The organism is Stenotrophomonas sp. JAG2 (assembly GCF_041080745.1).
Lineage (GTDB): Bacteria > Pseudomonadota > Gammaproteobacteria > Xanthomonadales > Xanthomonadaceae > Stenotrophomonas > Stenotrophomonas maltophilia_AA.
Genome location: NZ_JBEUMH010000006.1, coordinates 239,327 through 253,381 on the forward strand (window position 1 = coordinate 239,327; position 14,055 = coordinate 253,381).

Consider the following 14,055-nt stretch of genomic DNA (forward strand, 5'->3'; position numbering starts at 1 on the left):
GGCTCAGCGCAACAGGATACATGGCGGCCGTCTTCACGACTGCCCGCCCAGCGTGAACGACAGGGGGTTTTCGTGGATTTCATGCCGCACTGCAACACAACCATACGCATTCGCATGGTGCCCCTGTGCCAGTTAGAATCGCGGTCCCACCCCCGAACCGGTTGCTGTGTACAGAACCGGACGTTCCCCCGTTATTGAAGGATCCCGCACCAGATGAAAATCCTCGTCGCGTACAAGCGCGTGGTGGACTACAACGTCCGCATTCAGGTCAAGCCGGACGGTTCCGGCGTGGTCACCGACGGCGTCAAGCTGTCTCCCAACCCGTTCGATGAAATCGCCCTCGAAGAAGCGCTGCGCCTGCGTGACAAGGGCATCGCCACCGAGGTCGTGGTCGCCACGATCGCACCGGCCGATGCCCAGGCGCACCTGCGCAACGGCCTGGCCATGGGCGCCAACCGCGCCATCCATGTGGTGACCGACCAGGCCATCCAGCCGCTGACCGCTGCGCGCACCCTGCTCAAGCTGATCGAGAAGGAACAGCCGGACCTGGTCATCCTCGGCAAGCAGGCCATCGACGACGACGCCAACCAGACCGGCCAGATGCTGGCCACGCTGTGGGGCCGCCCGCAGGCGACCTTCGCCAGCAAGCTGGACATTGCCGACGGCAAGGCCACGGTCACCCGTGAAGTCGATGCCGGCCTGGAGACGCTGGAAGTGGATCTGCCGGCCGTGGTCACCACCGACCTGCGCCTGAACGAGCCGCGCTTCATCAAGCTGCCGGACATCATGAAGGCCAAGGCCAAGCCGCTGGAGACGCTGCAGCTGGCCGACCTCGGCGTGGACGCCGCGGATACCTTCAAGACCACCCAGTACGCCGCGCCGGTCAAGCGCAGCAAGGGCGTGATGGTCAAGGACGCGGCCGAACTGGTCGCCGCACTCAAGCAGAAGGGGTTGCTGTAATGACCAAGATCCTCGTTGTCGCTGAACACCACGACGGCAAGCTCAACGCCGCCACCGCCAAGACCGTCAGCGCGGCCGCCGCGATCAGCGGCGCCAGCATCGACGTGCTGGTGCTGGCCGCCGATCCGGCCGCCGTGGCTGCCGACGCCGCGCAGCTGGCCGGCGTGGCCAAGGTGCTGACCGTGACCAACGCCGCCAACGCGCAGGCGCTGGCCCAGGTGCTGGCCCCGCAGATCGCGCAGCTGGCCGCCGGCTACACCCATGTGTTCGGCCCCTCGACCACGTTCGGCAAGGACCTGATGCCGTGCGTGGCCGCGCTGCTGGGGGTCAACCAGGTCTCCGACCTGATGACCGTGGAAGGCAGCCACAGCTTCAAGCGCCCGATCTACGCGGGCAACGCCATCATCACCGTCGAGGTGCCGGCCGACCAGATCGTGGTCGCCACCGTGCGTGCGGCGTCCTGGCCGGAAGCGGCCAAGGGCGGCAGCGCCAGCGTGGAAGCGGCCAGTGTCGATGCGGCCCTGCCGACCCACACCCGCTTCATCGGCCTGGCGGCCGGTGCCACCGACCGCCCGGACCTGCAGAGCGCCAAGCGTGTCGTCTCCGGCGGCCGTGGCGTGGGCTCGGAAGAGAACTTCAAGGTGATCTTCCAGCTCGCCGACAAGCTCGGTGCCGCGGTCGGTGCCTCGCGCGCCGCCGTGGACGCCGGCTATGTGCCGAGTGACCTGCAGGTCGGCCAGACCGGCAAGATCATCTCGCCGGAGCTGTACGTGGCCGTGGGCATCAGCGGCGCGATCCAGCACCTGACCGGCATCAAGGACGCCGGCACCATCGTCGCGATCAACAAGGATCCGGACTCCCCGATCTTCGAGATCGCCGATATCGGGCTGGTGGGGGATCTGTTCACCCTGCTGCCCGAGCTGGAAGCGGCTCTGTAAGGTCCAGCCAGCGACCGCACATGCGGTCGCTGGCTGGTGTGAGACGCGGATCGGGCGCGTCTCCAGCCCGGACCGCCGGGTAAAGCTATAATCGCCGACCGCTGACGCTGAACGTCGTGCGGGCTGCGGACTGCCAGGATCAAGCGCGGCACCGTGCCGCCCGCAGCGCCGTTCGACTGTGTCGACCGACCCCCCAACGAGCCTGGGCGCCGAAGGATTCTTGATCAGATGACCGCCACTTCCCTTCCCTCCCACAGCTCCGACCCGGCTCACGGCGTGGCGCTTTCCGTCGTGGCACCGGTCTACGGGTGCCAGGGGTGCCTGGAAGATCTCGTGGACCAGGTACAGGCTGCGGCGACGTCCATGGCCGTGTCGTTCGAGATGATCCTCGTCGACGACGCCAGCCCCGACGGGGCATGGGCCCGCATCGAAGAGCTGTCACGCACCCGGCCGTGGTTGCGCGGACTGCGCCTGTCGCGGAATTTCGGCCAGCATTCAGCGATCTCCGCCGGCATCGAGCATGCGACGGGCCGTTGGACGGTGGTGATGGACTGCGACCTGCAGGATGCGCCCAGTGAAATCCCGGCGCTGTACCGCAAGGCGATCGACGAGCAGCTGGATGTGGTCTTCGCACAGCGCATCGAACGCCAGGACAAACCGCTCAAACGGCTCTCCTCCTGGGGTTTCTTCACCCTGCTGGGCTGGCTTACCGGCGTCCCGCAGGACCCGACAACCGCCAACTTCGGCATCTTCCACCGCAAGGTGATCGATGCCGTCTGCCAGATGCCCGAACGCGACCGTTCGTTCCCCCTGATGGTCAAGTGGGCCGGCTTCCGTACCGGCAAGCTCCCGGTCCAGCACCAGGCACGCGCCGTCGGCGAAACGTCCTACACCCTCCGCAAACTGCTCAAGCTGTCGATGAACATCGCGCTGGGCTATTCGGAAAAACCGCTGCGCATGGTCGCCGGGACCGGCATCGTCTGTTCGCTGGTCGCCTTCGTACTGGTCGGCATGAGCCTGCTGCGCTGGTGGGACGGGGATATCGAAGTCGCCGGCTACACCTCGATCATCGGATCGGTGTGGCTGATCGGTGGCCTGGTGATGTTCTGCCTGGGCGTGGTCGGGCTGTATGTGGGCCAGGTCTTCCGGAACGTGCAGCGCCGCCCCTACTACATCGTTGCCGATGCGGTGAACGATGCGCGGGAAGCGCGATGAGCGTCGTCTTCGATCACGGCCAGGGCCGCATTGCCGCGCGCCTTACACCGTGGGATGAGCGGGCGCTGGGTTTCGTCACCGCCGAAGTCACTGCGCTGGATATCGCGACGGTCGACCAGGCCGGTCCGTTGCTGGCGGAACTCGAGCACTGGTGCGCCGGCCAATCGGTGCATTACCTGTTCGGCCGCATCGATGCGGCGTCTCCGGTGGCCAAGGCCGCGCTGCTGCAGCACGGCTACCAGTTCGTTGAAACCTCGCTGACCGTCTCGCGCAGTGGTTTCGCCCACCTGCCCACCGTCCCGCGCGGCATGTTGCCGACGCTGCGCCCGGCCACCGCGGCGGATATCCCGGAGCTTCGCCGTATCGCGGCCACGGATTTCGCCCATGGCAGGTTCCTTGAAGATCCGGCCATCGACCCGGCGCGCGCGGCCAACCGCACCGCCAACTGGGTCGAGGACCTCGTCACCGGCGGGCTTGCCCAGGTCGCCGAATCGCGCGGCAGGACGATTGGCTTCCACGCCGAGCGCGTCAATCCCGAACAACGCAGTGCCGAACTGCTGCTGACCGGCGCCACCGCGCCCTACGCGATGCTGGCGCTGCCGCTGTGGGTCACCGCACTGGAATCCCTTGCCGCCCGGGATATCCAGCAGTGCACCACGCTCGTCTCTGCCGCCAACACGGGCATCCTCAATCTGTATGCCCGTCTCGGATTCCATTTCAACAGCACCCTGTTTGGGTTCAGGAAATTTCTATGAACGATGCCGTTACCGAAGATAAAGTTGTCGCCGTGTTCGCCCGTGTGCTGGGCATCGCCCCGGACACCATCAACGATGATCTGCGCTACGCGACCATCCCGCAGTGGGATTCCATCGCGCACATGTCCGTGGTTGCCGCGCTCGAAGAAGCCTTTGGCGTGATGATCGACATGGACGAAGTGATCGACATGAGCTCGGTCGGCAAGGCGCGCGAGATCCTGCGCAAGCACGGCGCGGCTGTCTGAGCATGTCCACCGCCGTGCCTGTCATCCTGGTTACCGGTGCCTCGCGCGGGATCGGACGGGCGATCGCGCTGCACCTGGCCGCACAGCCGGCTCAGCTTGTCCTGGTGGCGCGCGACGAGCAGGCGTTGGCCAGCCTCGCCGCGGAGGTCGAATCGCTTGGTGCCCCCGCGCCGTTGTGTACGGCGCTGGACCTGACCGATGCGGACGCGATTGCCGCGCTGTTCAAGCAGGTGTTTTCCCGTTTCGGTCGCCTGGACGGACTGGTCAACAATGCAGGGGTGCTGCATGAGGGCCTGCTTGGCATGATCCGCGCAGAAGACATCGACCAGGTGCTGGCCGTCAACGTCAAGGCGCCGCTGATGGCGATGCAGTATGCGTCGCGCCTGATGGCACGCACCGGCAAGGGCAGCATCGTCAATCTGGTCTCGATCATGGGCGTCAACGGCGCGGCCGGCCTGAGCCTGTACGCCGCCAGCAAGGCCGCCTTGGTCGGCGCGACGCGCTCGGCATCCAAAGAGCTGGCGCCGCGCGGAATCCGCGTCAATGCCGTCTCGCCCGGCTTCATCGACACCGACATGACCCGCGGCATGCCCGAGGCCGCGCACGCCAAGCGCGTGGCCTCGATCGGGATGGGGCGTGCCGGTACGCCACAGGAAGTCGCCGCGCTGGTGTCCTTCCTGCTGGGCGACGCGTCGAGCTATGTCACCGGCCAGGTGATCGGCATCGACGGACAGATGGTGGTCTGAATGCCGTTCTGGAATCTGGAACAACACGGGTCCCGCATCGCCCTCGTCGACGGCGACCAGCAGCTGGATTTCACGACGCTGGCCCGGTTGTCCGACCAGCAGGCGGCTGCACTGCCTGCGGGGCGCGGCATGGGTCTGCTGTGCATGCCCACCAGCGTCGAAGCGATCGCCCTCTACCTTGGCGCGCTGCGCACCGGCCATGTGCCGTTGCTGCTGCAGCCGGACATCGATCCGGACCTGCTCGCCGATCTCGTCGAGCACTACCAGCCGGACTGGGTCGCCAGTACCGGTGAAGCCGCCGATGGCTACCAGACCGTGCAGCGCGACACCGTGCTCGCACTGCACGTGCGCCAGGCCGCTGCGCCCGCGATCGCACCGCATCCCGATCTCGCGTTGTTGTTGAGCACCTCCGGCAGCACCGGCTCTTCCAAGCTCGTACGGCTGTCGGGGAGTGGCCTGGACGCCAATGCCGAGGCGATCGTCGCCTACCTCGGGCTGCAGCCGTCGGATCGTGCGATCACCACGCTGCCGTTGGCGTATTCGTTCGGCATGTCGATCCTCAACAGCCACCTTGCCTGTGGCGGATCGGTGGTGCTGAGCAACGACAGCCTGATGACCCGCGAATTCTGGGACGCCGCGCGGACGCATGCGATCACCTCGCTGTCCGGCGTGCCTGCCACCTTCGAGATCCTCCGGCGCATGGGCCTGGCCCGCATGCAGCTGCCGAGCCTGCGGATGCTGACCCAGGCCGGTGGGCGCCTGCGCGACGAGCTGGTCCAGTATTTCGCCACCGCCAGCCAGGAGCATGGTGTTGCGTTCTATGTGATGTATGGCCAGACCGAGGCATCGCCCCGCATCAGCTACGTGCCGGCCGACCGCCTGCTGGACAAGATCGGCAGCATCGGCATTCCCGTCCCCGGTGGGCGCATGCAGGTCGATGCGGCCAGCGGCGAACTGGTCTATTCCGGGCCGAACGTCATGATGGGGTATGCGGTCGAACGCGCGGACCTGGGCAACGGCGATGACATGCACGGTGTGCTGCGGACCGGTGACCTGGTTCGGGTGGACGACGAAGGGTTCCACTACATCATCGGGCGCGCCAAGCGCTTCCTGAAGATTTCGGGCAACCGCGTGAACCTGGACGAGGTGGAGGCGATGCTGTCGGCTGCGCTCGGGCAGCAGATCGTCTGCTCCGGCGGTGACGATGACCTGGTCGCCTTCAGCCATGGCGATGCCATCGCGGAGCAGGCCCAGGTCCGCCAGCTGGTGCAGGCCCGCTACAAGCTTTTCGGCGGCCATGTCCGCGCGATCCACCTGGACGCTTTGCCGTTGATGGCCAGCGGCAAGGTGGACTATCAGAGCCTCCGGCAGATGACCGGACAAGGAGCAGCAACGTGACCCTGCCTGCCACCCCCGTGGCCAGCCCTTCCAGCGCGCTGGACGTGGATGTATTCGGCCTGGACCGCGACCGCAAGCGGGCCTGGCTGCTGGAAGGACTCAACCGCCTGACCGCGCACCACCAGTCGCATTGCGCGCCCTACGCGCGCATCCTGGACGGGCTGTGGCCGGCTTCACCGGCCCAGACACTGGAAACCGTGCCGTGGTTGCCGGTACGCATGTTCAAGCTGCTCGACCTGAAGAGCATCGATGACGCCCAGGTGTCGCGCACCCTGGTCTCCAGCGGCACGACCGGGGCGGCTGTCTCGCGCATCTTCCTGGATGCCGAAACCGCGCGTGCGCAGGCCCGGGCACTGACCCGGATCTTCTCGCACTTCGCCGGTGCCAAGCGCATGCGCATGCTGGTGGTGGACGACGACAGCTTCCTGCGCGACCGCAGCCGCTTCAATGCGCGCGCGGCCGGCATCCTGGGCTTTTCCAACTTCGGCCGGGACCACCTGTACCTGCTCGATGAATCGCTGCAACCGGACTGGGCCGCGCTGGAGGCCTGGCTGCAGGCACACCCGGACGAGCCGGTGCTGCTGTTCGGCTTCACCTTCATCGTCTGGCAGTCCTTCGTGCAGGCCGCGCAGCGCGACGGCAAGCAGATCCGCTTCCCCGCCGGCAGCATGCTCGTGCATGGCGGCGGCTGGAAGAAGATGGACGAGCAGAAGGTCGACAACGCCGCGTACAAGGCAGCGCTGTCGAGCACGTTCGCGATCGAACGGGTGCACAACTACTACGGCATGGTCGAGCAGGTGGGGTCGATCTTCTTCGAATGCGAACATGGCCACCTGCATGCGCCGGCCTATGCCGACGTGATCGTGCGTGACCTGCAGGACCTTGCGCCCGTGCCGCATGGCACCGTCGGCGCGATCCAGGTGCTGAGCCTGCTGCCGGAAAGCTATCCCGGCCATAGCCTGCTGACCGAAGACCTGGGTGTGATCCACGGCGAGGACGACTGCGCCTGCGGACGGCCCGGCAAGTACTTCGGTGTACTGGGACGTATCAAGAACGTGGAAATCCGCGGCTGCAGCGACACTCGGACGGTACCCGGCGCATGACGACTCTGCTCTTTTCGATCCACCCGCACGCCACGCTGGACAGCGAGTTGGCGCGGCTCTCCGCACTTCCGCCCGTGGTGCCGTTCTCGGCACCGCTGCGCGAGTTCGTCGCCGAATTCTCCAAGCGCATCTTCGCCCTCCCGCAGCTGCGCGAGCATCCCGAGCTGGCCACCCTCGGCCACTGGTTCCGCGGTGCCGCGGTCAACCAGCTGTCACAGCGCCTGGCGGGCCGACCGTCGGAACTGAACCTGGCACGCGGGCTCGTCTTCCACCTCGCGCCGGCCAACGTCGATGTGCTGTTCGCCTACGCCTGGCTGATGTCGGTACTGGCGGGCAACACCAACGTGGCGCGCCTGTCGCAGAAGCCCAGCACCCAGCGTGACGCGTTGGTGTCGATCCTGCATGCGATGCACCGCGAAGGCCTGCATCCCCAGGTACTGGAACGTGCGGTGCTGCTGACGTACCCGCATGACGACGCGATCACCAGCCAGATTTCGCGCCACTGCCATTCCCGCATCATCTGGGGCGGCGATGCCACCGTCGCCAAGATCCGTTCGCTGCCGATCGCGCCCCTCGCGGTGGAACTGGCATTCCCGGACCGCTTTGGCGTTGCGGTGGTCCGTGCGGCCGCACTGACCGCCAGCACCGACATCGAGATCGAGGAACTGGCCCGCCGCTTCTGCAATGACGTGCTGTGGTTCGGCCAGCAGGCCTGCTCGTCGCCCCGGTGCGTCTACTGGATCGGCACTGCCGCGGATGTCGCGGCGGCCAAGGCACGCTTCTGGCCTGCCGTTCGCGCCCAGGCCGGACAGATCGAGGACGAGCCCGCCGCGCTGATGGCGCGCGTGACCGACGCCAATCTGCTGGCCGCGCTGGGCCATCGCGTCCATAGTCCGGACTCGATGGGCCTGTATCCGCTCCGCCTGGAGACCGGTCACGCCGACGGTCACATCCGGGAGATCCAGTCGGGCCACGGCCTGGTCGTCGAAGTCGAGCTGCAGGCGCTGCACGAGCTTGCCGCGCAGCTGGATGACCGGGACCAGACCCTGGTGCAGCATGGATTCACTGCGCAGGACCTGGGCACCTTCCTGTCCGGTCTCGGCAACCGAGCCGTGGACCGGGTCGTGCCGTTCGGACGGGCATTGGATTTCCACCCCGTATGGGACGGCAACGACCTGCTTGACGTTCTCACCCGCAAAATCACCCTGCCGGCGACCTGAATCCGATGAGCTACGTCTTTATCGCAATGACCATCCTGCTGACCGTTTACGGTCAGATCACCCTGAAATGGCAGGTCGGGCTCAACCCCGGGGCGACCATCGACGGCCTCAACCCGCGTGCCATCATCACCCTGCTGCTGAATCCGTGGGTGATCAGCGCCTTCGCGGCCGCGTTCGGGGCCTCGTTGTGCTGGATGGCCGCGATCAGCCGGATGCCGCTGAGCAAGGCCTATCCCTTCACGGCACTGAGCTTCCCGCTGGTCGCGGTGCTGACGGTCCTGCTCTTCCGGGAGTCCTTCGACTCACATAAGATCGCGGGCACTGCCCTGATCATCCTCGGGGTCATCGTGCTATCACGCTCAGGGGCCTGAATCATGTCGCAGAAGACCGATGGTTTGCACGCTGTACTGTCGCATCCGAAAGTCTACGATCTGCTGCAGAATCTACTCGGCGCCAAGCGATCCCGCGCCAGATTGATCCGGGATCACATCCGCCCACGCACCGGCGACCGCATCCTCGACATCGGCTGCGGCACCGGTGAGTTGTTCAGCCAGATGCCGGCGGGACTGCGTTACGTGGGATTCGATCTGTCCGAGGACTACATCGCCGCGGCCCGGCAACGGCACGGCGCCCACGCGCGCTTCGAGTGCATGGACGTCGCGGAGTACCGCGTTGCCGGCACCGAGGAACAGGGCGCCGATCTGGTGCTGGCGATCGGCATCCTGCACCACCTGGATGATGATCGCGCGCGCGCCCTGATGCGCACCGCGCACGCCGCCTTGAAACCGGGCGGCCGCTTCATCTCGCTGGACGGTACCTATATCGATGGCCAGTCGCCCATCGCGCGGGCCCTGATCGCCCGTGACCGGGGCCAGAGCATCCGCACGCCGGCGGCCTACCAGGCCCTGGCCGAGGCTGAATTCGGCGCGGTGAAGGGCCAGGTCAGAGACGATATGCTTTACGTACCGTATACACACTACATCATGGAATGCGTGCGCTAGGCCCCGCCCAGCCGCGATCAGGAGCACCAGTGATTCCGTTCAACAAGCCCTACATGACCGGCCAAGAGCTGGTGAACATCACCCACGCCCATGCCAATGGCCACCTCAGCGGAGATGGTCCGTTCACCAAGCAGTGCAACGCCTGGCTGACCGAGCGGACCGGTGCCAGCAGTTCCCTGCTGACCCACTCCTGCACCGCGGCCCTCGAGATGGCGGCCCTGCTGCTGGACCTGGTGCCGGGCGATGAAGTGATCATGCCGTCCTACACCTTCGTGTCGACCTCCAACGCCTTCGTGCTGCGCGGCGCGGTGCCGGTCTTCGTGGATATCCGCGCCGACACCCTGAACATCGACGAGGCGCTGATCGAAGCCGCCATCACGCCCCGTACCAAGGCCATCTGCGTGGTGCATTACGCAGGCGTCTCGTGCGAGATGGATACGATCCTGGCGATCGCGGCACGCCATGGCCTGGCCGTGGTGGAAGATGCCGCACAGGGCATCATGTCCAGCTACAAGGGACGCCCGCTGGGTACGCTCGGCGACCTGGGCGCCCTGAGCTTCCACGAGACCAAGAACATCATTTCCGGCGAAGGCGGGGCGCTGCTCTGCCGCGACAGCACGCATGCCGAGCGCGCGGAGATCATCCGTGAGAAGGGCACCAACCGCAGCAGGTTCTTCCGCGGCCAGGTCGACAAGTACACGTGGGTGGACGTGGGTTCCTCGTTCCTTCCGGGCGAGATCACGGCCGCCTTCCTCTCCGCGCAGATGGATGCGGCAGAGGACATCACCGAGCGCCGCCTGGCCATCTGGGACCGCTACCACGCTTGGGCCGAAGCCCATGAGGCCGCAGGGCTGCTCACCCGCCCCACGATTCCGGCGCATTGCACCCACAACGCACACATGTATTACATGCTGCTGCCGTCGCTGGAGATCCGTACCCGGTTCATCCAGGACCTGAGGGAGCACGGCGTGCAGGCGGTGTTCCATTACATTCCGCTGCATTCCTCGCCGGCGGGACTGGCGCACGGCCGGACCGGTTCGGACATGTCGGTCACCGATGACATCAGCCAGCGCCTGGTGAGAATGCCGCTATGGATCGGCGTGGAAGACCACCTCCCTGAGATCCTCGCTGCGGCCGACAGGGCATTGGTCGGCTGAGAGATGCACATTCAGGCGTTTTCCCGGAAGCCGGCGTTCGACTGGCCCACCATGGTCGTCATCGTCATGGCCAGCGCGGCCTTCATCAACGCCGCGATGTACATCTCCTACGCGAGCATTCCGTTTGTCACCTCCGATGGCTGGTATTTCATCGATGCCTTCCTGCAGAAGCACTACCACGGCGGTGTAACGCTGCAGGATCTGTACATCAAGCGCAGCGCGGATGACCACGCCCAGCCGATCCAGAAGCTGTTGCTGCTGTGGAATGCGGAGTCGTTCGATCTGGACTTCGTGATCGAGTCCTACATGGGGCTCGCCATTGCCGCGGCCGCCTGGTTGCTGATGCTGCATGCCGCCCGCTGCGACAACCGCGATCGGGACCGGGGTGCGTGGTGGATCCTGCCGATGACCGCCTCGGCCGCGAGCTTCGTCTCGCTCAGTGGCGGCATGGTCTTCAACTGGTCGCTGGTGACCCTGGGCTACCTGGGTCCCCTGGCGTTGATCGGGCTTGCCATGGCCAGCTGGCACGCGGTCCGGCACGGACGCTGGCTGGCGCTGTGGCTTGTGGCGGCAGCGGTGGCCTTCACGCTCGACAGCGCCGCGTTGATCTGCGCGATCAGCATCGCCCTTGCGCTGCTGATCCTTGAAGCCAAACAGCGGGGCGCCGGTTGGCGGCGCACCGCGGCCGTGGTCGCCGTCGTGGCGGTGTCCGTGGTCGCGTACGGGTTGGCGAGCCGCTTCTACCTGCATCCCCATCTCGCCGACGCGGCGGCAGGGCCGTCGGCGCTCTCGGCGTTGCGTGGCTTCGGCGCCGAGCGGCTGCAGCAGATGGTCCTGTCCATTGCCGCGCTGTCCATTTCCGATCGCCCTGCCCTGCAGTTCTACGTGCCCGCCAAGGCCGAGCTGCTGCATCGGGCCGCCGGACTGGCGGTCGTCGCGGCGCACGCCTGGTTCTGGTGGCGGGCATGGCGCGATGCATGGAACCGCACCCAGTTCATCGCCGTGACCCTGATGCTGTTCTGCTACGGGGCCGTCGCCGGCATCGTCATCGGCCGGGTGTCGATGTTCGGGCCGGACTACGTGTTCCAGCAGCGCTACCTGATGCTGTACCAGTTGGGCACCGTCGCGGTCACGTTGATGGCCGCAGGCGCCGACTGGTCGGCGTGGCGCTGGCCCCAGCGGACGCTGGTGGGCCTGGGCCTGCTTGCGTTGGTCGCGATCCAGTGGCCCTTGTCCAAGGTGACCTGGGCAGACGCGGTGTACGTACAGAACTACGGCAACAACATGGGGCGCGAGATGATCCTGCTCGGCAAGGATCCCACCGTGCGGCTGGCCTCCTGCGCTCCCACGCTGGTGATCTGCCAGGCCGACCGGGACGAGCAGGTCCGCTCGATCTCGCTGCTCCGCGACCACCAGCTCAATGCGTTCTCCACGCGGATGCTGGAGCGCTATTCCATGGAGTCACTCGACGCGGACGCGGGCCCGGTCGAACTGGTGGATGCGCCCGCCCCCTGAGGGTCCGCTCAGTGATCCGCAGGCGGCAGCGCGCAGCCTGTCGGCTCGGCAACACGAGTGAAGGCAAGCTCCGCGCCCGTGCCGGCACTGACGACGCTGATCCGATCCGTCGGCAGCACCGGTACGGGAAGCGCCGCCTGCCCCGCGGACGGCCCGGTGGCCACCTCCAGGATGGACTGGTCGGCGCGCCGGACCTCGATCCGCACGGCCTGGGCGTCGTCCGCCGACGGCACGTGCCATTGGATCTGGGCCGCCTGCCCACCGTCGATGCAAGCCGGTGTCGCCGTTGGCTGGACGCAGACCACGCAGTTGCCGTGGGCCCGGCCCTCGTCCACCACCCGGTATCCCACCGCCGAAGCGTCCGCCGGCGGGCGCTGGCAGGCGCTCAACAACAGCACCCCGAACAGCAGTACGCGCCTACCGTGAATCATGAGCGTCTCCGGCCAAAGATGGCCATTCTAGCCGGGGGTCAAGGCAGGGGCGACAGCGCAGCGCCTGCGCTGAACGAAGGTGCAGCCCGGGACGAACATCATCGCGGTGTTCTGGGATAATTCCACGTCCATGCCCGCGGCTGCGCTGCGCCGCTCTGCTCCATGATCGAGGAACATCGATGAAGCAAACGCCGAAGAAAGTGCTGGTGGTGTTCGGTACCCGCCCTGAAGCCATCAAGATGGCCCCCGTCGTCGAAGCATTGCGCCTGACCCCGGGCGTGGAGCCCATCGTCGTGGTGACCGCCCAGCATCGGCAGATGCTCGACCAGGTCCTGGATCTTTTCGGCATCACGCCCGACGAAGACCTGGATGTGATGGAGCCGGGGCAGACGCTGCAGGGGCTGTTCAGCAAGATCCTGATGGGCATGTGCGATGTGATTGCCCGCCATGCGCCCGACCTCGTTCTCGTCCATGGCGATACCAGCACCACGCTGGCCTCGGCCTTGGCGGCGTTCTACAACCGGGTACCCGTTGGGCACGTTGAAGCGGGCCTGCGGACCGGCGACATCTATGCGCCCTGGCCCGAGGAAGGCAACCGCTGCCTCACCGCGCCGCTGACGTCGCTGCACTTCGCGCCCACCGAGCGCGCGCGGGAAAACCTGCGGCGCGAGAACATCGACGAGGCGCGCATCGAAGTCACCGGCAACACCGTCATCGACGCGCTGCTGCAGGTCACCGCGCGCATCGAAGCCGACGCCGCCCTCAGCGCCGAACTGGCCGCGCGGTTCCCGTTCCTGGATGAGAGCAAGAAGCTGGTGCTGGTCACCGGGCATCGCCGCGAGAACTTCGGCGATGGTTTCGAGCAGATCTGCACGGCACTGCGCGAGCTGGCCGAACGCGGCGACACACAGGTCGTCTACCCGGTGCACCTCAATCCCAACGTGCAGGAGCCGGTGAAACGACTGCTGGCCGACCATCCGGCCATCAGCCTGATCCCACCGCAGGACTACCTGCCGTTCGTGTACCTGATGTCGCGTGCGCATCTGCTCATCACCGATTCCGGCGGCGTGCAGGAAGAAGCGCCCTCGTTGGGCAAGCCCGTGCTGGTGATGCGGGACGTGACCGAGCGCCCGGAGGCCGTTGAAGCCGGAACGGTGATACTGGTCGGTACCGATGCCGCCCGCATCGTCGGCGAAGCGACCCGGTTGCTGGACGACCCGACCGCCTATGCGCGGTTCTCCCGCATCCACAATCCGTATGGCAATGGCACGGCGGCCATGCAGATCGCAAAACGGGTTGCTGCCGGCTGATCCAGCTCTCCGGATGAGGACACCTGCCCTGCTTCGGCAGGACAGGTGTCGCGGATGCAGT

15 protein-coding genes are annotated in these 14,055 nt (G+C 66.5%); 14 read left to right on the forward strand and 1 reads right to left on the reverse strand.

The window, feature by feature from the left end; all coding sequences use genetic code 11:
- The first annotated feature begins 213 nt into the window (after positions 1 to 213).
- From AB9O74_RS10025 to AB9O74_RS10085, 13 genes are all read left to right on the forward strand, one after another.
- Positions 214 to 960, forward strand: a complete 747-nt coding sequence (locus AB9O74_RS10025) for an EtfB protein (RefSeq protein WP_369349204.1) — start codon at positions 214 to 216, stop codon at positions 958 to 960.
- Complete coding sequence (locus tag AB9O74_RS10030) at positions 960 to 1,898, forward strand: electron transfer flavoprotein subunit alpha/FixB family protein (RefSeq protein ID WP_369349205.1); 939 nt, start codon at positions 960 to 962, stop codon at positions 1,896 to 1,898. Before AB9O74_RS10025 ends, AB9O74_RS10030 begins: the two co-directional genes overlap by 1 nt.
- A 228-nt stretch (positions 1,899 to 2,126) precedes the next feature.
- Positions 2,127 to 3,113: a glycosyltransferase family 2 protein gene (locus tag AB9O74_RS10035; RefSeq protein WP_350463637.1), complete on the forward strand. Its 987-nt coding sequence runs from the start codon at positions 2,127 to 2,129 to the stop codon at positions 3,111 to 3,113.
- Positions 3,110 to 3,868 carry a hypothetical protein gene (locus AB9O74_RS10040; RefSeq protein ID WP_369349206.1) on the forward strand — a complete coding sequence of 253 codons (759 nt, stop codon included), beginning with the start codon at positions 3,110 to 3,112 and terminating at the stop codon, positions 3,866 to 3,868. Before AB9O74_RS10035 ends, AB9O74_RS10040 begins: the two co-directional genes overlap by 4 nt.
- Positions 3,865 to 4,113, forward strand: coding sequence for an acyl carrier protein (locus AB9O74_RS10045; RefSeq protein WP_193984463.1), 249 nt, complete (start codon positions 3,865 to 3,867; stop codon positions 4,111 to 4,113). The genes AB9O74_RS10040 and AB9O74_RS10045 overlap by 4 nt, the downstream gene beginning before the upstream one ends.
- A gap of 2 nt (positions 4,114 to 4,115) precedes the next feature.
- Positions 4,116 to 4,859 carry an SDR family NAD(P)-dependent oxidoreductase gene (locus tag AB9O74_RS10050; protein WP_369349207.1) on the forward strand — a complete coding sequence of 248 codons (744 nt, stop codon included), beginning with the start codon at positions 4,116 to 4,118 and terminating at the stop codon, positions 4,857 to 4,859.
- Positions 4,860 to 6,257 carry an AMP-binding protein gene (locus tag AB9O74_RS10055; RefSeq protein WP_369349208.1) on the forward strand — a complete coding sequence of 466 codons (1,398 nt, stop codon included), beginning with the start codon at positions 4,860 to 4,862 and terminating at the stop codon, positions 6,255 to 6,257. It abuts the gene before it with no gap.
- Entirely contained in the window at positions 6,254 to 7,360 is a 1,107-nt protein-coding gene (locus AB9O74_RS10060) for an acyl-protein synthetase (RefSeq protein ID WP_369349209.1), read from the forward strand. The genes AB9O74_RS10055 and AB9O74_RS10060 overlap by 4 nt, the downstream gene beginning before the upstream one ends.
- Positions 7,357 to 8,580, forward strand: a complete 1,224-nt coding sequence (locus tag AB9O74_RS10065; RefSeq protein WP_369349210.1) for an acyl-CoA reductase — start codon at positions 7,357 to 7,359, stop codon at positions 8,578 to 8,580. The genes AB9O74_RS10060 and AB9O74_RS10065 overlap by 4 nt, the downstream gene beginning before the upstream one ends.
- A gap of 26 nt (positions 8,581 to 8,606) precedes the next feature.
- Positions 8,607 to 8,951, forward strand: coding sequence for an EamA family transporter (locus tag AB9O74_RS10070; RefSeq protein WP_248285349.1), 345 nt, complete (start codon positions 8,607 to 8,609; stop codon positions 8,949 to 8,951).
- Between the two features lie 3 nt (positions 8,952 to 8,954).
- Positions 8,955 to 9,581, forward strand: coding sequence for a class I SAM-dependent methyltransferase (locus tag AB9O74_RS10075; protein ID WP_350463643.1), 627 nt, complete (start codon positions 8,955 to 8,957; stop codon positions 9,579 to 9,581).
- 29 nt (positions 9,582 to 9,610) lie between these two features.
- Positions 9,611 to 10,738: a dTDP-4-amino-4,6-dideoxygalactose transaminase gene (gene rffA / locus AB9O74_RS10080; protein WP_350463644.1), complete on the forward strand. Its 1,128-nt coding sequence runs from the start codon at positions 9,611 to 9,613 to the stop codon at positions 10,736 to 10,738.
- 51 nt (positions 10,739 to 10,789) lie between these two features.
- Complete coding sequence (locus tag AB9O74_RS10085; RefSeq protein WP_369349211.1) at positions 10,790 to 12,253, forward strand: hypothetical protein; 1,464 nt, start codon at positions 10,790 to 10,792, stop codon at positions 12,251 to 12,253.
- Between the two features lie 8 nt (positions 12,254 to 12,261).
- On the opposite strand, the gene AB9O74_RS10090 is transcribed toward AB9O74_RS10085, so the two are convergent.
- Positions 12,262 to 12,684: a hypothetical protein gene (locus tag AB9O74_RS10090; protein ID WP_369349212.1), complete on the reverse strand. Its 423-nt coding sequence runs from the start codon at positions 12,682 to 12,684 to the stop codon at positions 12,262 to 12,264.
- A 179-nt stretch (positions 12,685 to 12,863) separates the two neighbouring features.
- On the opposite strand from AB9O74_RS10090, the gene wecB reads away from it, so the two are divergent.
- Positions 12,864 to 13,994, forward strand: coding sequence for a non-hydrolyzing UDP-N-acetylglucosamine 2-epimerase (gene wecB / locus AB9O74_RS10095; protein WP_369349213.1), 1,131 nt, complete (start codon positions 12,864 to 12,866; stop codon positions 13,992 to 13,994).
- The last annotated feature ends 61 nt before the right edge of the window (positions 13,995 to 14,055 follow it).